The organism is Micromonospora sp. NPDC052213 (assembly GCF_040679695.1).
GTDB lineage: Bacteria > Actinomycetota > Actinomycetes > Mycobacteriales > Micromonosporaceae > Micromonospora.
The window spans coordinates 1-16,730 of the sequence record NZ_JBFAVI010000003.1 but is presented as its reverse complement, the minus strand read 5'-3'; the positions used below and the strand labels follow the sequence as shown (position 1 = coordinate 16,730).

The following is a 16,730-nucleotide window of genomic DNA, read 5'->3' as shown; positions in this document are numbered from 1 at the left end:
GTCCGGCGGGTGCGGTGCCCTGGGCGCGGCGGCCGGCTCACGATCCCTGGACCGTGATCTCCTGGACGCCGAGCTTGTAGCCGCCGTCGCTCGGGGGCAGCTCGGTGATCCAGAGCAGCAGGTAGCGGTACTTCTGGTCGGCGTTGAAGCCGTTGAAGGTCATCTTGGTGCCGTCGTGCTCCTCGAACGGCTGCCCGATCGGCTTCCCCTTGTATTCGGCGTAGAGCTGGCCGTCGCCCGTCGACGACGAGGGCGGGTTGGATGCTCCGGTGAGCAGTTCCGCGGAGGCGCCCCGGGCGGAGAGGAGCACCTGCACCGACTTGACGGTGTGCTCGCCGCCGAGGTCGATCCAGACCCCCATGCCCTTCTTCAGGTTGCCGAAGTTGGACCGGTTGTAGGTGTCGGTCTCCCAGCCCTTGTCCTCGTTGTTGTCGAAGACCTTCTCGGCTCCACCGAGCTCGTCCCGGGACTTGCTGTCCGGGTCGATGATCCGCGCCGCGCTGATCTTCAGCGGTCCGGTCGTGGTGGCGGCCGGGGTGGCTTCGCCGGCGGGCGGGGCCGACGAGGGGGCGGCGACCGGGCTGGGCCGTGGATCGTCACCGCCACGCAGCGCGCTGATGCCGACCAGCAGGCCGACCAGGGCGACCGCCAGCAGACCGGCGATGCCGATCGCGACCTTCCGGCCGCCGGCCGCGGCCAGCGGGGACGGCTCGTCGCCGGTGTCGGCGGCGAAGCGCAGCGGGCCCGTGTTGTCCAGGAACTGCTCGTCGGCCGGCACGTCCAGGCGGGCCAGCTCGGCGGCGAGCACGTCCGACGAGGGCGGCGCGATCTCGGCGTCGAGCAGGTCCATGGTGAGGTCGTCGAGGTACGCCGGCACGCCCGCCCGGACCTGCCGGGGAGCGGCGATCGCGCCGGCGGCGTCGCGGACGGCGTCGGGGATGGCGGCCCGGCCGTGGCCGGCGGTGGCGCCGCGCAGCGGGGCCTCGGCGTGCGGCCAGTGCCCGGTCAGGGCGAAGTAGAGGATCCCGCCGATCGCGCGGACGTCGCTCTGCTGGCTGTCGTCGCCGTCGGTACGCGCGTCGGCCAGCACCACCCGGCCGTCGTCACTGATCATCACCGTGCCGGGGTGGACGTTGCCGTGCACCATGCCGGTGGCGTGCACGGCGGCGAGGGCGCTGGCGACGGCGTTGCCGATGGTGGTGGCACGGGCCGGGTCCAGCGGGCCGTCGGCGGCCAGCTCGCGCAGGGACTGCCCGTCGACCCACTCGCGCACCACGTACGCCCGCTCGGCCTCGTCGATCGCGTCGTAGACGCCGACCAGGTTGGGGTGGATGACCCGGCTCGCCGCGACGGCGCCCTGGAGCATCTCGGTGGCGGAGTCGCCACCCGGGTAGCGCAGCACGACCGCGACGGGACGGCGGAGGATGACGTCGACGCCCCGCCAGACCAGCCGACCCGCGCTGTCGTTGTTGATGTGCTCGACCAGCTCGTAACGCTCGGCGAGGATCTCACCGGCCGTGGGAGCACCGAAGGTCATGACGTGCGGAGCGCTCTCCTCCGCCTCCTGACCCTCGCCGACCTGGGTCACCCGTCCTCCCTCGGTGATCGTGTCGATCGATGGACCCGCGCTGCTGGGCATGTGGCTTCCCGCTCTGCCTTCGAAGGAACCGGCCGACCGGTGTCGACGCGGAGCGTCGGCGCCTGCCGTACCCGTCGAGAGCGACCTTACCCGGGTTGGCGGTCTCCCCGACATGTCATCTTCGCGCCGCTCCCGGGTCGGGCTGCCGGCCGGCGATCAACTTGTCCGGTTGCGACCGTTGTCAGCCACGTTGCTGGCACATGTACTAACCAATCTAGACGTTGACCGCAAGTGCTCGCCGGAGGGGTTGACCTGTGTGGCGGCGACGCCGACGCCCCCGGGTTCCCTCCGACCGTGCCGCCATGCTCAGCCGTACGGCTGGTTATCCACAGGCCCGTCCGGCGGCTGAGCGGTGAATCGCGGAGTTATCCACAGGCGCATCCCCAGGCTGGTGATCCTCGTTCACAGAGCGTGCAGACCATCCGAGGGGCGTCGGCCCGCACCCGAGCGCGGCGCGTCAGCGGCCCAGCCGGCGGCGGACCATGCCGACGACCTCGGTGATCTCACCGATCCGCAGCGCCATCGCGAGCCCGAGGTAGGTCCCGCCGATCACCGCGCCACCGATCACGAGCTGGATGATCGCCTCCAGGCGGGTCGGCGTGTCGTCGCCCGGCAGCAGCTTGACCACGATCAGACCGACCACCGCCGCCCCGAGCGCCGCGACCAAGACCCGGCCACCGGTGCGCATGATCTCGCCGAGGCCGATCCGTCCGACCCGGGGGCGGAGCAGCCAGGCGGAGGCGATCGCGGCGGCCAGATAGGAAACCGCGTTGCCGATCATCATCCCGGCGCCGGCGAAGCTGGCCGAGAAGGCGGCGAAGAGCACGATCTGCACCCCGACGCGGAGCGCCACCACCGGGATGTTGATCAGCGCCGGGGTGCGGGTGTCCGGCAGCGCGTAGAAGGCGAAGGTGAACAGCTGGCTCACCGCGAACGGCACCAGCGCCAGTGCGGCGGCCAGCAGCACCACGGAGGTGGCGGTGGCGTTGTCCTCGTTGAAGGCGCCGAACCGGAACAGGGTGAACGCGATCGGGGTGGCGAGGACGGCGTAGCAGACCGCGATCGGGGCGAGCACCGCGGTGACCGTGCGTGTGCCCCGGGCCAGGTCGGCGGCGACGTCGGCGTACCGGCCGTCGGCGGCGGCGGCGCTCATCCTGGGCATCAGCGCGGTGATGATCGAGACGGCGATGATGCCGTGCGCTGTCATCAGCAGCAGGAAGACGTTGTTGTAGATCATGGGACCGGCGGCGTTCTCCTTGCCGGCCCGGGTCAACAGGTTGAACAGCACGATCAGGCCGAGCTGGCTGACCGCGACGTAGCAGAACATCCACGCCCCGAGCCGGCCCAGCTCACGCAGGCCCAGCTCCCGGAAGTCGAAGCGGAGCTTCCACCGGAAACCGACCTTGCGCAGCGCCGGCAGCAGCCCGGCCGCCTGGATCGCCACGCCGAGCAGGGTGCCGCCGCCGATCAGCAGGATCCGCCCGGTGGTCATGTCCTCCGGCTGGACGGTCGTCGCCCCGAAGACGGCGATGTAGAGCCCGGCGGTGCCGATCACCACCAGGTTGTTCAGGATCGGCGTCCACATCGGCGCGGCGAAGTGCCCCCGGGTGTTGAGTACCGCGCTGATCAGCGCGCTGAGCCCGGAGAAGAAGATCATCGGCAGCATCAGGCGCGACAGCCCAGTGACCAGTTGCGAATACTCGCCAGTCGACTCCCCGCTGCCGTAGAGCCTGGTTAGCGGCAAGGCCAGGGCGACCGCGAGCAGGGCCGCCGCGCCGAGCGCGAGCACCGCCAGGGTGAGCAGCCGCTGGGCGTACGCCTGACCGCCGTCGGCGTCGGTCTTGCGCCGGCGCACCAGCACCGGGATCAGCACGCTGGTGAGCACGCCGCCGAGCAGGAACTCGTAGACCATCCCGGGCAGGATCTGCGCGGTGGTGTACGCGTCGCCGACCAGCGCGCCGCCGAGCGCCCCCGCGATCACCAGGGTGCGCAGGAAACCCGTACCCCGGCTGACGAGGCTGCCGATCGCCATCACCGCGCTGTTGGTCGCGGCGCTGGCCTCGGCAACCTGCTCCTGCGGCGGCGCGGTCGACTCCATGGCCGGCTGGTTGAGCGGCTCGGCGGAGATGAACGTCGCGCCGTCCGACGGCCGGCCGGGCGCGGCGCCGCCCTGGGCGGCGTTCGCGCTGCGGTAGAGACCGCCGCTCATCTTGTCGCCTCCAAGGCAGAGGGGGTACGTCCGAGCCGGGCACGGGCCCGCACGTCACAGACGATAGTCAACAGTCGCCCGATACCCGCGCCCGGCGGACCGCATCCCCGCCGGGACCGATAGTCTGGCGCTCCCATGTCCGAAGCCTCCGCTCCCCACGCCGCCGACCGCCGCGAACTCACCGCCGCGCAGCGCAACGCCGTCGCCGAACTGCTCCGGGTCTCCCCGGTCGCCGACGAGCTGGGCCGCCGGTTCGCGCGGGCCGGCCACGAGTTGCACCTGGTGGGCGGTTCGGTCCGCGACGCCCTGCTCGGCCGCCTCGGCGACGACCTCGACTTCTGCACCGACGCGCACCCGGACGAGACCCTGCGCATCGTGCGCGGCTGGGCCGAGTCGATCTGGGAGACCGGCCGGGAGTTCGGCACCATCGGCTGCCAGCGCGACGGGCTGCGGCTGGAGATCACCACCTTCCGGGCCGAGTCGTACGACCAGGTCAGCCGCAACCCGATCGTCGAGTACGGCACCGATCTCGCCGAGGACCTGCGGCGGCGCGACTTCACCATCAACGCGATGGCGGTCAGCCTGCCCGAGCACCGCTTCACCGACCCGCACGGCGGGCTGGACGACCTCGCCGCCAAGGTGATCCGCACCCCGGGCACGCCCGGGGAGTCCTTCGGCGACGACCCGCTGCGGATGCTGCGCGCGGCCCGGTTCGCCGCCCAACTGCGCTTCGCGGTGCACCCCGACGTCCACGCGGCGATGACCCTGATGGCCGCCGACCTGGACCGGATCACCGCCGAGCGGATCCGCGACGAGTTCACCAAGCTGCTCTGCGGCGCGGACCCGATCACCGGGCTGCGGCTGCTGGTCGACACCGGGCTCGCCGAGCGATTCCTGCCCGAGCTGACCGGGCTGAAGCTCACGATCGACGAGCACGCCCAGCACAAGGACGTCTACGAGCACACCCTCACGGTGGTGAGCAACGCCGTCTCGTACGAGACCGACGGGCCGGACTTCATCCTGCGGATGGCCGCGCTGATGCACGACGTCGGCAAGCCGGCGACCAAGGCGGTGGGCCCGGACGGCCGGGTCAGCTTCCACCACCACGAGGTGGTCGGGGCCCGGCTGACGAAGGCCCGGATGAAGGCGCTGCGCTACCCCAAGGAGATCACCTCCAAGGTCACCGCGCTGGTCGCGCTGCACCTGCGGTTCTACGGCTACGGCCGGGGCGAGTGGACCGACTCGGCGGTGCGCCGCTACGTCGCCGACGCCGGCGACCTGCTGCCGCGCCTGCACAAGCTGACCCGGTCGGACTGCACCACCCGTAACCGGCGCAAGGCCGCCCAGCTCGCCGCGGACTACGACGCGCTGGAGGAGCGGATCGCCCGGATCGCCGCCGAGGAGGATCTGGCGAGGGTCCGGCCCGACCTGGACGGCAACGCGATCATGGAGCTGCTGGGCGTGCCGCCGGGGCCGGTCGTCGGGCGGGCCTGGAAACACCTCAAGGAGCAGCGCCTGGAGCGCGGCCCGCTGGACCGCGACGAGGCCGAGGCGGAGCTGCTGCGCTGGGCCCGGGACGAGGGCATCGTCGAGTAGTCGGCCACACGACCAGGGCGCCGCCCCCGGGCCGGGGACGGCGCCCTGTCGCGGCAACGGCCACACCGCTGCCCGGTGCGTCAGCGGGTCTCGACCGCCGTGGCGTCGACCGACGGCTTGCCGTTGCCGGGCGAGGACGACGCCGAGCCGAGCTTCGCCAGCAGGCCGGCCAGGTCGATCCCGGTCAGGTCGCTGCCGAGCTGGAGCCCCTGGGCCACGTTGCCCGCCACCGACTTCGTCAGCGACGAGGCGCCGTCGGTGGAGATGACGGTCATCTTGTCGATCGCGCCGATCGGGGCGCTGGCCGCCTCGACCACCTGCGGCAGCACCTTGACCAGCAGGTCCAGCACGGCGGCCTCGCCGTACGCCGCGAACGCCTCGGCCTTGCGGGCCATGGCGTCGGCCTCGGCCTGGCCCTTGGCCAGGATGGCCGCGGCCTCGGCCTGGCCCTCCCGCTCGACCGCCTCGGCGATGGCGGAGCGGCGGCGCTGCTCGGCCTCGCCCTCCTTGGCGCCCTCGATCGCGTTGGCCTCGGCCAGCGCGGCCCGGCGGGCCCGCTCGCCCTCACCGGTGAGCCGGGCCTGCTCGGCGGCGGCCTGCGCGGCGGCGATGACGGCCTGCCGCTGCGCGTCGGCGTTCAGCACGGCCGCGTTGCGGGCCGCCTCGGCCTCCTGCTCCACCTTGTACCGGGCCGCGTCCGCCGGCTTGCGCACCTCGGTGTCGAGCTGGCGCTGCTTGAGTTCGGCGTTGCGCTCGGCAACCTTCTGCTGCTCGGAGAGGATCGCCTGGTCCCGTTCGGCCTGGGCGAGCGGCCCGGCCGCGGCGGACTTGGCCTTGGCCGCGTCGATCTCCGCCTGGATGGCGGCCTGCTTGAGCGACAGGTTCCGGTTGGCCTCGGCGATGGCCTCCTCGGCGAGCAGCCGCTCCTGCTCGGCCTGCTGGCGGGCGCGCGCCTCGGCGATCGCCGCGTCCTTGAGCACCCGGGCCGCCTCCGGCCGGCCGAGGTCCTGCAGGTAGGAACCCTCGGCCAGGATGTCCTGGAGCTGGAAGGTGTCCAGCACCAGGCCCTGGTTGGTCATCGAGTGCTCGGCCTCCTCGGCGACCGCGCTGGCGAACGCCGCCCGGTCCCGGATGACCTCCTCGACGGTGAGCCGGCCGACGATCGAGCGCAGCGCGCCGGCGAGCACCTCCCGCGTGAAGTCCTCGATCTCGTCCTGCTGGTGCAGGAATCGCTGGGCGGCGGCGCGGATGGCGTCCTCGGTGCCGCCGACCTTGACGATCGCGACGCCGTGCAGCTCGGTGCGGATGCCCTGCTTGCTGACCGCGCCCTTGATGCCGACGTCGATCCGCCGGCTGGACAGGTCGAGCGACTGGAGCTTCTGCACCACCGGCAGGACGAAGACGGACGCGCCGAGCACGACCTTCTGCCCGGACATGTCGGTGGACCGGCCGCCGTCGGCGGTCTGGGTGGTGCGGCCCTTGCGGCCGGTGACGATGAAGGCCTCGTTCGGCCCGGCGACCTTGATTCGGGAGAGGACGAAGAGCGCGAGCACGATGACGAGGAGGACCGCGCCGCCGATGGCGATGAGAAGGGGCATGTGACCGTCCTGATCTGCGATGAGGGGGTTCAGTAGGTTTCGACGTGCACGCTGGTCTCGCTGAGTGCCTCGACCACGAAGATCTGGGCACCGACCGGGATCGGTCGGTCGGCCCGGGCGTTGAGCTTGACCGGCTGGCCGGCCACCCGGACCCGGACCTCGCCGTAGCCGTCGGCGGGCACCGGGGTGACCACCAGGCCGAGCGCGCCGACCAGGTGGTGGCGGGTGGGGGTGGGGTCGGTGCGCATGTCGCGGGCCGCCCGGCTCAGCCGGGACGCCGCCCACGCGGTGGGCACGGCGGCGACGAGGCCGCCGGTCAGCGCCACCGCGATCATCGCGGGGGTACGCCCGCCGAGCAGCTCGTTGGCGATCGCGGCGCCGAAGCCGAGCGCCCCGGTGAACCCGGCGACCGCCTCGACCGACACGGGACCGTCGAAGTCCGGGTTGCCGAAGTGCAGCAGCTCGGTGCCGAGCAGGGCGAGCGCCAGCACCGCGACGCCCGCTCCGCCGATGATGAGGAAGATCAGTGTCCCCGTGGCCACGACCTGCACCGTATCGATCTGGCGCAACGTGCCGCCGAACCCGCCCGACACGGAATCTAGCTGTTGACAAGATTCCGGCGAGCAGTCAATCTTGACAATGACAAGACGGAGGTGCCCATGTCCTCGGCAACCCTGACCACCGCCGGCATCCTGCTGATCACCGTCGTCACGGTGGCGTACGGCGGGCTGACCCTGCTCATGCACCTGACCCGACGCAAGGCCGGCTACCTCGACAATCCGGTCCGCCGGGGCCTGTGGACCGCCGGCCACGCGCACGCCGGGGTGCTGGTCCTCTTCGCGCTGGCCGTGCTGCCCTACGTCGACCAGGCCGACGCGTCCGACGGCACCCGCACGCTCATCCGCACCCTGCTCGTGGCGGCGCCGGTTCTGATGCCGCTCGGCTTCTTCCTCTCGGTGGCCCGGCCGCAGGACACCAGGCCCAACAAACTGATCTGGCTGACCGTCGCGGGCGGCGCCAGCCTCAGCGCCGGCGCCCTGCTGCTCGGCTTCACCCTGCTCTGATCAGGCCGTCCGGGGCGGGATGCCGGCGGCCACCCGACGGCGTCGCCGGGGCGCACCAGCCAGGCCGGACGCGACCGGGACAATGGGGAGATGCGCTGGACCGTGCTCGACTCCCCGATCGGCGAGTTCTCCGTCGCCACCGACGGGGCCCACGTGTGCCGGGCCCACTTCGGCCGGGTCGGCACGGCCGACGAGGAGCCGGGCGACGAGACGGCCCGGCAGGCCGTGACGGAGCTGCGGGCGTACTTCGCCGGCGAGCTGACCGAGTTCTCGGTGCCGCTGGCGGTGCCGGGCGGTTCCGACTTCGAGCGCGGCGTCTGGCGGGAGATGACCCGCATCCCGTACGGGGAGACGCTCACCTACGGCGAGGTGGCCCGGCGGCTCGGCGACCAGGGCGCCGCGCGCGCGGTCGGGGTGGCCTGCAACCGCAACCCGATCCCGGTGCTCGTGCCGTGCCACCGGATCGTCGGGGCGGGCGGCAAGCTGGTCGGCTTCGGCGGCGGCCTGGACCGCAAGGTGAAGCTGCTCGAACTGGAGGCCGGGGTCGCCCTGCGACGCGCCTGGTCCTGACGCGGGGTCGCCCTGCGCCCGGCTGGTGCTGATCTGGGGCGGAGTCGTCCCGCCGGCACCCGGCGAGGTCAGTCCGGGGCGGGCAGGCAGCCGCCGTCGGCGATGCGGGTGCCGATCTCCACGGCGACGTCGCCCGCGCGGACGCTGCCGAAGACGCACGCCCGGCCGGTCCATCCCGCGAAGAGCAGGCCGTCACCGGGGCCGAGGTCGAGCCGGCCCGGCGGCCGGACGGTGACGTCGGTCAGCCCGGTCGCGGCGACGGCCCGCCGGACGGATTCCTCCCCGGGAGCCTCCCGCCCACCGGCGGCCAGGAGGTTGAGGCTCCGCATGACTTCCGCCGCGCAGGCTCGGGCACCGCTGGCCGCCTCCGCATCGAGCGTGCCGCGCTGCCGGAAGGCGTCGTTGGCCGCCTGCTGACGGCGGAACTCCTCCGCGCGCCGCTGCTCGTCGGTTAGTGGCTGGCCGCCTGGTCGGCTCGGCATGGCGGTCGGGGCACCGTCGGCGGTCCGGGTGGCCCCTCCTGGGCGCGCGACGGGGGTTCTCGCGCCGACGCAGCGGGCCTCGGCGACCGTCGCAGAGGTGGCCGGCAGGGCCGGTGCGATGCTGCCGTTCGGTGCGGAGGCCGGACCGGTGCCTGGAACGGTGCCCGGAGCCGCGCAGCCAGCGAGGACCGGAAGAAGCACGGTGCCGCCGACCGCGCCGATCGCCCATCGCGCCGCTCGGTGGCCGGGGCGTGGGACGGACGTCACGGCGATCAGCCTAACCGCGCGTCGCCGATCGCTCGACCCCGTGTGACGCCGGTGGTCGTCGCGCGTACGGCGGTGGGAGAGCCGGACACGGCGAAGGCCGGGTCCGTGCGGACCCGGCCTTCGGTGGTGCTGGTGGTCGGCGCGTCAGCGCTCGACCTCACCGGCGATGAACGCCTCGACGGCGGCGTGCGCGTCGTGGTCGGCGTACTGCACCGGCGGGGACTTCATGAAGTACGACGAGGCCGACAGGATCGGGCCGCCGATCTTCCGGTCCAGCGCGATCTTCGCGGCGCGGACGGCGTCGATGATCACGCCGGCCGAGTTCGGCGAGTCCCACACCTCGAGCTTGAGCTCGGCGTTGAGCGGGGTGTCGCCGAAGGAACGACCCTCCAGACGGATGTACGCCCACTTGCGGTCGTCGAGCCACGGCACGTGGTCCGACGGGCCGATGTGCACGTCGCTCTTGCTCATCTCGTGCGGGATCTGGGACGTGACCGACTGCGTCTTCGAGATCTTCTTCGAGACCAGCCGGTTGCGCTCCAGCATGTTCATGAAGTCCATGTTGCCGCCGAAGTTGAGCTGGTACGTGCGCAGCAGCTCGACCCCGCGGTCCTCGAAGAGCTTCGCCAGCGCGCGGTGCACGATGGTGGCGCCGACCTGGCTCTTGATGTCGTCACCGACGATCGGCAGGCCCGCGTCCTCGAACTTCTTCGCCCACTCGGGGTCGGAGGCGATGAAGACCGGCAGGGCGTTCACGAACGCGCAGCCGGCGTCGATCGCGGCCTGCGCGTAGAACTTGTCGGCCTGCTCGGAGCCGACCGGCAGGTAGGAGACGACGACGTCGACCTGCGCGTCGCGCAGCGCCTGCGCCACGTCGACCGGCTCGGCGTCGGACTCTTCGACGATCTCGCGGTAGTACTGGCCCAGACCGTCGAAGGTCGGGCCGCGCTGCACGGTCACGCCGGTCGGCGGCACGTCGCAGAGCTTGATGGTGTTGTTCTCGCTGGCGACGATCGCCTCGGCGAGGTCCATGCCCACCTTCTTGGCGTCCACGTCGAACGCCGCGACGAACTGCACGTCCGAGACGTGGTAGTCGCCGAAGGTGACGTGCATGAGACCCGGGACGCGGTCGTTCGGGTCGGCGTTCCGGTAGTACTCCACGCCCTGCACGAGGGACGAGGCGCAGTTACCCACACCGACGATGGCGACGCGGACGGAGCCCATAGCGTCTGCCTCCTTCTTCTTCATCACGGCCGCTCTTTCCTGGACTCTCCAGGCGGAGGCGGGCTGTTGTCTTCTCGTCGGCCGCCGGCCGTCCCGGTTTCCGGGACCGTCGGGGCACGGCCGGAGCGCTCGTTGGCGATGAGCTCCTCCAGCCAGCGGACCTCGCGCTCACAGGCGTCCAGGCCATGGCGCTGCAGTTCCAGCGTGTACGCGTCGAGGCGTTCGGCCGCGCGGCCGAGCACGTCGCGAAGCCCTTCGCGACGCTCCTCGATCTTTCGCCGGCGACCCTCCAGGATGCGGAGTCGGGTCGCCTGGTCGGTCCGGGCGAAGAACGCGAAGTGCACGCCGAAGCCCGTGTCGTCGTACGTCTCGGGCCCGGCCTGTGCGATCAGTTGGGCGAAGCGTTCCTTGCCCTCCGCGGTGATTTTGTAGACCACCCGACCTCGTCGGCTGGTCAGCGCGGGAACCTCCTCGGCGGTGGCGGGTGTCTCGGCGGCCTCGGTGATCCACCCCGCCGCCTGCAACCGACGCAGGGTCGGGTAGAGCGAGCCGTAGCTGATCGCCGCCCGGATCGCCCCGAGTTTGGCGGTCAGCTCCTTGCGCAGCTCGTAGCCGTGCATCGGAGACTCCTGCAGGAGGCCGAGGATGGCGAGCTCGAGCACGGGCCATCCTCTCTGTACCCTCTACGCGGAGTGGTAACCGCCGCGATGTATCGGACCGATACATCGCACGCTAGCGGATCACCGTGATCAGGGCAAACCCCCGTTTCCGCGGTTCTGTGGTCACGCATCGTCACCGTGGTCGCCCCGTCCGGCGAGACCGCGTACCCTCTTCCGCATGCGTACGCAGCGCCAGATGGTGGACTACTCGCTCCGGAAGCGAGCGGTGCTGCGTGAGCTCCTCGCCGGTCGGGTCGGCACGTACGACGTCTGCGACGCGTCGCCGTACCTGAAGAACGCCGCCCGCTACCACGGCGAACCGACGGACGAGCGGTGCCCGATCTGCCGGAGCGAGAACCTGACGCGCGTCCACTACATTTACGGCGACGAACTCAAGCAGTCCGCCGGCCAGGCCCGGACGCTGGCCGAGTTGCCCGTACTGGCGATGACGCTGCGTGAGTTCCAGGTCTTCGTGGTGGAGGTGTGTCTCGGCTGTGACTGGAACCATCTCGTCGAGCAGTACCTGCTCGGCCGGGACGGGCTGGCCGAGGGCGCGGAGGGCGGGCCGGAGCAGGACGCGGTGGGCGGCGCGGCCGCCTCGGGCACCGGTGCGGCCGGTCGACGGAGGCGAGAGGCGCAACGGTGATCCTGGCTCGATCGGCCGACCCCGGCCAGCACGTGCGCGCCCGGGGTGACCGACGGATCGTTGGTCTGATTGGCCCGATTGATTCACAACTGACACCGGTCGACCGGCACGCGTGTGCCACCCCGGCGGGTGTCCCATCTCACGGCAAACCGGTGGCGGCGCGGTCGCGCCCCACCGCGACGGCAGGGTGTGAGGAATGAACTCGTACGGCGATCCCAGTTCCCCGCGCGGGCGGGCCCATGTTCCGGGCCGGCACGGCGACCTCGGCGGTGACGCCCGCGGGGGCGGTTGGTCGGCTGCACAGGAGGGTACGGCACCCGGTCGCGCCTCGGTCGCGCCCCGGGGTGCCGCCGGTGGGCGGGCCTCGGTCGGCGGCTCGGCGTCCGTGCCGCCGCGCGGTCCGGCCGCCGGCTCGGCTTCGGTGGGCTCCGCCTCCGCCGGTCGTGCCGGCGCCGGCCGGGCCTCCGTCCCGGTCTCCCCCGCACCGGGCGCGGGCCGGGCGGGAGCGGGCCGCGCGTCGGTGCCGGTCTCCCCGGCGGCCGGCGGACCGGCCGGCCGCGCCACGGTGGGCGCCGCGGCCGTCGGCGCCGCCTCGGCCGGGCGGGCCAGCGTCGGGTCGGCCGCCGTCGGCGGCGTCGCCGGCCGGGCGTCGGCACGGGCGAGCGTCTCGGGCGGCCCGGGTGGGCCCGGGGGACCGACCGGCCCCGGTCGCGGCGGTCGCGGCGGGGACGACCCGGCCAAGGCGGCGCGGGCGAAGAAGCGCAAGCGGGTGAACATGCTGATCGCCGCGTTCGCGGTCGTCATCATGCTCGCGGGCCTCGGCGTGGTGGGCTTCACCTACTACTCGACCACCGTCGTGCTCCCCGAGGACACCACGCCGCCGCAGGCGACCACCCTCTACGCGTTCGACAACAAGACGGTCATCGCGAAGGTCGGCACGCAGAACCGGACCCTGGTCACCATCGACCAGATCCCGAAGCATGTGCAGGACGCGGTCGTGGCGATCGAGGACCGGAACTTCTACAAGCACTCGGGTGTGGACTACAAGGGCATCGCCCGCGCCGCGTGGAACAACCTGACCGGCGGCCACCGGCAGGGCGCCTCGACCATCACCCAGCAGTACGCCCGCAACGCGTACGACAGCCTGGAGGGCGACACCTACGGCCGGAAGGTCAAGGAGGCGATCTTCGCCTCCAAGCTGAACGACGAGTACAGCAAGTCCGAGATCATGCAGCACTACCTGAACATCATCTATCTCGGGCGGGGTGCGCACGGCATCGAGGCGGCGGCGCAGACCTACTTCGGCAAGCCGGCGAAGAACCTGAGCGTCGCCGAGGGGGCCGTCCTCGCCGCGCTGATCAAGCAGCCCGAGGCCGGCGCGGGTCACAAGGGCTACGACCCGGCGGTCAACCCCACCGAGGCCAAGTCCCGCTGGAACGACGTGATCCGCGCCATGATCGAAGAGGGCATGCTGAACGCCCCGAACAAGCCGGCGGCGCCGACCGAGTACCCGACGGTGAAGAAGCCGAACCAGGGCCCCGGCCTCGACTACGGCGTCGACACCCCGTACGGCAACGTGATCAACTACGTCAAGCAGGAGATGCGGGACCAGGGGCTCTGCGTCGACGACGAGACCAAGGTCACCGACAAGAAGAAGCTCTGCTCGCAGGCGCTGATGTCCGGCGGCTACCGGATCCGCACCACCATCGACACGAAGATCCAGAAGGCGGCGGTCGAGACGGCCCAGCGCAAGTCCAAGGGCTCCGAGCTTGCCGGCCAGCGAAGCAACCTGATGGCGGCGCTGGTGGCGATCCACCCGGACAACGGCCGGGTGCTCGCCTACTACGGCGGCGACAACGGCACCGGCACCGACTACGCCGGCAAGAACACCGACCCCAGCGGCAACGTCACCGGCGGTCACCCGCCAGGCTCCAGCTTCAAGATCTACACCCTGGCGGCGGCACTCAGGGAGGGCAAGTCCCTGGAGTCGTACTGGAAGGGCCGGGCGTTCAAGCCGACGGGCACGTTCAAGGTCAGCAACGCCGGCACCGACAACCCGTCCTGCGGCGACTCCTGCACCCTCAAGGAATCCACGCTGAAGTCGCTGAACGTGCCCTTCTACCACGTGACCGCGGAGATCGGGCCGGACAAGGTCATCAAGGCGGCCGTTGACGCCGGCGTCACCACCATGTGGCGGACGGACACCGACCCGCAGAAGGGATACAACCTGGTCGGGACCGACCTGAAGAAGGTCGCGCCGGACCCGTTCTTCCACGTGGTCGGCTACGGCCAGTACCCAATCACCGTCCTCGACCACGCCAACGGCGTCGCGACCTTCGCCAACGAGGGCGTCTACAACAAGGCCCACTTCCTCTACTCCGTGGAGGAGCGGGACGTGGACACCGGGAAGTGGAAGAAGGTCGGCGGGGAGAAGCTCGCCCCGAAGCAGCGTATCGAGAAGGACGTCGTCGCCGACGTGACCTCGGTGCTGGAGCAGTACCCGGCGCGGGTCAACCACCGGCTGGAGGGCGACCGCAAGGCCGCGTCCAAGACCGGCACCTGGGAGCTCAAGGGGGGCAGCGATGACAACGGCGACGCCTGGATGATCGGCTACACGCCGCAGATCGCCACTGCGGTCTGGGTCGGCAACAAGGACAAGCGGCTGGCGATCAAGCTGAAGGATGGCTCACCCATCAGCGGTTCCAACCTCCCGGGTGACATCTGGGAACGGTTCATGGAAGAGGCGCACAAGACCTCGGACGCCTATCAGGAGAAGAAGGACTTCCCGCCGGCGGCGAACATCGGCGACCCCAACTCCGGCAACGGCGAGGCGCCCCCGCCGTCCGCGCCCCCGTCGAACCCGCCGGGCTGCCCCGACCCGTTGAACCCGTTCTGCCCGCCGAGCGGCAACAACGGCGGTGGCAACAACGGCGGCGGCAACAACCCGGGCGGTCCCACCAGTCCCACCGACCCGAACGATCCTCGGCCGGGTGGCGGCGGTGGTGGGCTGATGCCGAGCATCACACCACGGCCCGGCGACGACTGAGCCACGAACGCCGCCGGCGGCCGGACGACCTGTCCGGCCGCCGGCGGCGTTTCCGCGTACCGACGTGTCGGGTGCTGAAGGGGACGTGGAGGCCGGTCGTACGGCAGGATGCACCCTCATGAGCACGCAGCCGACGCGAGGCATCGACGACGCCGGTGCCGCCGACCATCCGTCCCGGTCCGACGGCTTCGTCCGGGGCGTCTCCGGCGTCATCGGCGGCCCGTTGGGCGACCACGCCGTCGCGCTCGACCGACCCGCCGGGCGGGAGAGCCGGTTCTGGACGGCGGCCAGGATCGTCCTGGCCCTGGTCTGCCTGACCCTGGCGCTGCACTGGGTGCAGAAGTCGCCCTGCCAGGACGGCGCCTGGCAGAACAACGTGCAGTACACCCGGTTCTGCTACACCGACGTGCTGGCGCTCTACTACGCCGAGCGGCTCAACGAGGGCGCGGTCCCCTACCGGGACCACCCCGTCGAGTACCCGGTGCTCACCGGCTACTTCATGGGCGCGCTCGGCCTGCCCGTGCACGCCCTAGGCGAGAACGACCCGGGGATCAACCAGGGCCAGTGGTTCTACAACCTGAACGCGCTGGTGCTCGGCGCGCTGGCGGTCGCCACGGTGGCGGTGATCCTCGCCCTGCGCCGCCGACGACCCTGGGACGCCGCGCTCTTCGCGCTCGCCCCCGCGCTGATGCTCACCGCCACGGTCAACTGGGACCTCCTCGCGATCGGATTGGCCGCCTTCGGCCTGCTCGCCTGGGCCCGCAGTCGGCCCCTGCTCGCCGGCGTCCTGCTCGGCCTCGCCGGGGCGGCCAAGATGTGGCCGCTGTTCGTCCTCGGCCCGATCCTGGTGCTGGCGCTGCGCGCCGGGCGACTCCGCGCCGCCCTCACCGCCCTCGGCGCGGCCCTGGTGTCCCTGGTCGCCGTGAACCTGCCGGTCGCCGTCCCGTACCGGGAGAACTGGGACCGCTTCTTCGAGCTGAACTCGACCCGGCCGATCGACTGGGGCACCCTCTGGTACATCGGGCGCTACCTGGACGGAAAGGTCGGCAGCGCCAACCCCGCCGACCTCGGGCCCTTCGAGTGGCTGAACGTCAACATCCCGGCGCTGAACGCCCTGTCGTACGCCCTCTTCGGGCTGGCCTGCCTCGGGGTGGCCGCACTGGGGCTGCTGGCGCCGCGCCGCCCACGGCTCGCCCAGCTCGCGTTCCTGGTGGTCGCCGCGTTCCTGATCTTCAGCAAGGTGTGGTCGCAGCAGTTCGTGCTCTGGCTGCTGCCGCTGGTGGTGCTGGCCCGCCCCAAGTGGGGCGCCTTTCTTGCCTGGCAGATGGCCGAGGTCTGCTACTTCGCGGCCTTCTACGGGGAACTGCTCGGCGCGTCGACCGGCAAGCCGGTCTTCCCGGAGGGCGTCTTCGTGCTGGCGGCCACGCTGCGCCTGACCACCGTGGTGGTGCTCTGCGTGCTGGTCGTGCGGGAGATCCTGCGGCCGGAACTCGACCCGGTGCGGGCCACGTACGCCGACGACCCGGACGGCGGTCTCCTCGACGGCGCGCCGGACGCACCCTGGCTCGACCGCTGGCGGCGCCGGCCCACGGCCCCCGCCGAGCCGGCACCCCTCCCGGCGTGACCCGTCCCGCCGGGGGCCCCCCGCCGCCACCACGGGGGGGGCCGCGGGGCGCCGGGGTGGGGCGGGCGGAGCCCCCCCGGGCCCTCGGCGCGCGGGGGGTGGGGTG

The 16,730-nt window shown here is 72.0% G+C and carries 13 protein-coding genes; 6 read left to right on the top strand and 7 right to left on the bottom strand.

What is annotated here, in order from left to right; all coding sequences use genetic code 11:
* Positions 1-37: 37 nt before the first annotated feature.
* Both AB0L34_RS01435 and murJ read right to left on the bottom strand, forming a co-directional pair.
* Positions 38-1,639: a protein kinase family protein gene (locus AB0L34_RS01435; RefSeq protein ID WP_357450273.1), complete on the bottom strand. Its 1,602-nt coding sequence runs from the start codon at positions 1,637-1,639 to the stop codon at positions 38-40.
* 457 nt (positions 1,640-2,096) lie between these two features.
* On the bottom strand, positions 2,097-3,848 hold the full coding sequence (murJ, locus tag AB0L34_RS01430; RefSeq protein ID WP_363700941.1) for a murein biosynthesis integral membrane protein MurJ: 1,752 nt from the start codon (positions 3,846-3,848) through the stop codon (positions 2,097-2,099).
* A gap of 135 nt (positions 3,849-3,983) precedes the next feature.
* Between murJ and AB0L34_RS01425 the strand changes: the two genes are divergently transcribed.
* Complete coding sequence (locus AB0L34_RS01425; protein WP_357450279.1) at positions 3,984-5,444, top strand: CCA tRNA nucleotidyltransferase; 1,461 nt, start codon at positions 3,984-3,986, stop codon at positions 5,442-5,444.
* A gap of 80 nt (positions 5,445-5,524) precedes the next feature.
* Here the strand turns inward: AB0L34_RS01425 and AB0L34_RS01420 are convergent, their stop codons facing one another.
* Both AB0L34_RS01420 and AB0L34_RS01415 read right to left on the bottom strand, forming a co-directional pair.
* The gene (locus AB0L34_RS01420) at positions 5,525-7,042 is read right to left on the bottom strand and encodes an SPFH domain-containing protein (RefSeq protein WP_363700939.1); all 1,518 of its coding nucleotides are present in this window, start codon (positions 7,040-7,042) and stop codon (positions 5,525-5,527) included.
* 29 nt (positions 7,043-7,071) lie between these two features.
* Entirely contained in the window at positions 7,072-7,593 is a 522-nt protein-coding gene (locus tag AB0L34_RS01415; RefSeq protein WP_363701077.1) for a hypothetical protein, read from the bottom strand.
* Positions 7,594-7,701: 108 nt separating this feature from the next.
* On the opposite strand from AB0L34_RS01415, the gene AB0L34_RS01410 reads away from it, so the two are divergent.
* Both AB0L34_RS01410 and AB0L34_RS01405 read left to right on the top strand, forming a co-directional pair.
* On the top strand, positions 7,702-8,106 hold the full coding sequence (locus tag AB0L34_RS01410) for a hypothetical protein (RefSeq protein WP_363700937.1): 405 nt from the start codon (positions 7,702-7,704) through the stop codon (positions 8,104-8,106).
* A gap of 90 nt (positions 8,107-8,196) precedes the next feature.
* Positions 8,197-8,676, top strand: coding sequence for a methylated-DNA--[protein]-cysteine S-methyltransferase (locus AB0L34_RS01405; protein ID WP_363700935.1), 480 nt, complete (start codon positions 8,197-8,199; stop codon positions 8,674-8,676).
* Positions 8,677-8,744: 68 nt separating this feature from the next.
* On the opposite strand, the gene AB0L34_RS01400 is transcribed toward AB0L34_RS01405, so the two are convergent.
* The 3 genes from AB0L34_RS01400 to AB0L34_RS01390 all read right to left on the bottom strand — a co-directional run bounded on the left by AB0L34_RS01400 (position 8,745) and on the right by AB0L34_RS01390 (position 11,311).
* Positions 8,745-9,158 (bottom strand): hypothetical protein, encoded by a 414-nt coding sequence (locus AB0L34_RS01400; RefSeq protein WP_363700933.1) that lies wholly within the window; start codon positions 9,156-9,158, stop codon positions 8,745-8,747.
* 411 nt (positions 9,159-9,569) lie between these two features.
* Positions 9,570-10,649 (bottom strand): inositol-3-phosphate synthase, encoded by a 1,080-nt coding sequence (locus AB0L34_RS01395; protein ID WP_350677805.1) that lies wholly within the window; start codon positions 10,647-10,649, stop codon positions 9,570-9,572.
* Between the two features lie 23 nt (positions 10,650-10,672).
* Complete coding sequence (locus AB0L34_RS01390; protein ID WP_350677787.1) at positions 10,673-11,311, bottom strand: PadR family transcriptional regulator; 639 nt, start codon at positions 11,309-11,311, stop codon at positions 10,673-10,675.
* Between the two features lie 175 nt (positions 11,312-11,486).
* Here AB0L34_RS01390 and AB0L34_RS01385 point away from each other — a divergent pair, with 175 nt between their 5' ends.
* The 3 genes from AB0L34_RS01385 (at position 11,487) to AB0L34_RS01375 (ending at position 16,624) form a co-directional block, all read left to right on the top strand.
* Complete coding sequence (locus AB0L34_RS01385) at positions 11,487-11,954, top strand: DUF5318 domain-containing protein (RefSeq protein WP_363700930.1); 468 nt, start codon at positions 11,487-11,489, stop codon at positions 11,952-11,954.
* A 196-nt stretch (positions 11,955-12,150) separates the two neighbouring features.
* A complete protein-coding gene (locus AB0L34_RS01380) occupies positions 12,151-15,000 on the top strand; it encodes a transglycosylase domain-containing protein (RefSeq protein ID WP_363700928.1) in 2,850 nt (949 codons plus the stop codon).
* Between the two features lie 118 nt (positions 15,001-15,118).
* Positions 15,119-16,624, top strand: a complete 1,506-nt coding sequence (locus tag AB0L34_RS01375) for a glycosyltransferase 87 family protein (RefSeq protein ID WP_363700926.1) — start codon at positions 15,119-15,121, stop codon at positions 16,622-16,624.
* The last annotated feature ends 106 nt before the right edge of the window (positions 16,625-16,730 follow it).

Coding starts and splice junctions, on each gene's coding strand:
- AB0L34_RS01435 (WP_357450273.1), bottom strand. CDS start 1,639: ATGCCCAGCAGCGCGGGTCCATCGATCGACACGATCACCGAGGGAGGA.
- murJ (WP_363700941.1), bottom strand. CDS start 3,848: ATGAGCGGCGGTCTCTACCGCAGCGCGAACGCCGCCCAGGGCGGCGCC.
- AB0L34_RS01425 (WP_357450279.1), top strand. CDS start 3,984: ATGTCCGAAGCCTCCGCTCCCCACGCCGCCGACCGCCGCGAACTCACC.
- AB0L34_RS01420 (WP_363700939.1), bottom strand. CDS start 7,042: ATGCCCCTTCTCATCGCCATCGGCGGCGCGGTCCTCCTCGTCATCGTG.
- AB0L34_RS01410 (WP_363700937.1), top strand. CDS start 7,702: ATGTCCTCGGCAACCCTGACCACCGCCGGCATCCTGCTGATCACCGTC.
- AB0L34_RS01405 (WP_363700935.1), top strand. CDS start 8,197: ATGCGCTGGACCGTGCTCGACTCCCCGATCGGCGAGTTCTCCGTCGCC.
- AB0L34_RS01400 (WP_363700933.1), bottom strand. CDS start 9,158: ATGCCGAGCCGACCAGGCGGCCAGCCACTAACCGACGAGCAGCGGCGC.
- AB0L34_RS01395 (WP_350677805.1), bottom strand. CDS start 10,649: ATGGGCTCCGTCCGCGTCGCCATCGTCGGTGTGGGTAACTGCGCCTCG.
- AB0L34_RS01385 (WP_363700930.1), top strand. CDS start 11,487: ATGCGTACGCAGCGCCAGATGGTGGACTACTCGCTCCGGAAGCGAGCG.
- AB0L34_RS01380 (WP_363700928.1), top strand. CDS start 12,151: ATGAACTCGTACGGCGATCCCAGTTCCCCGCGCGGGCGGGCCCATGTT.
- AB0L34_RS01375 (WP_363700926.1), top strand. CDS start 15,119: ATGAGCACGCAGCCGACGCGAGGCATCGACGACGCCGGTGCCGCCGAC.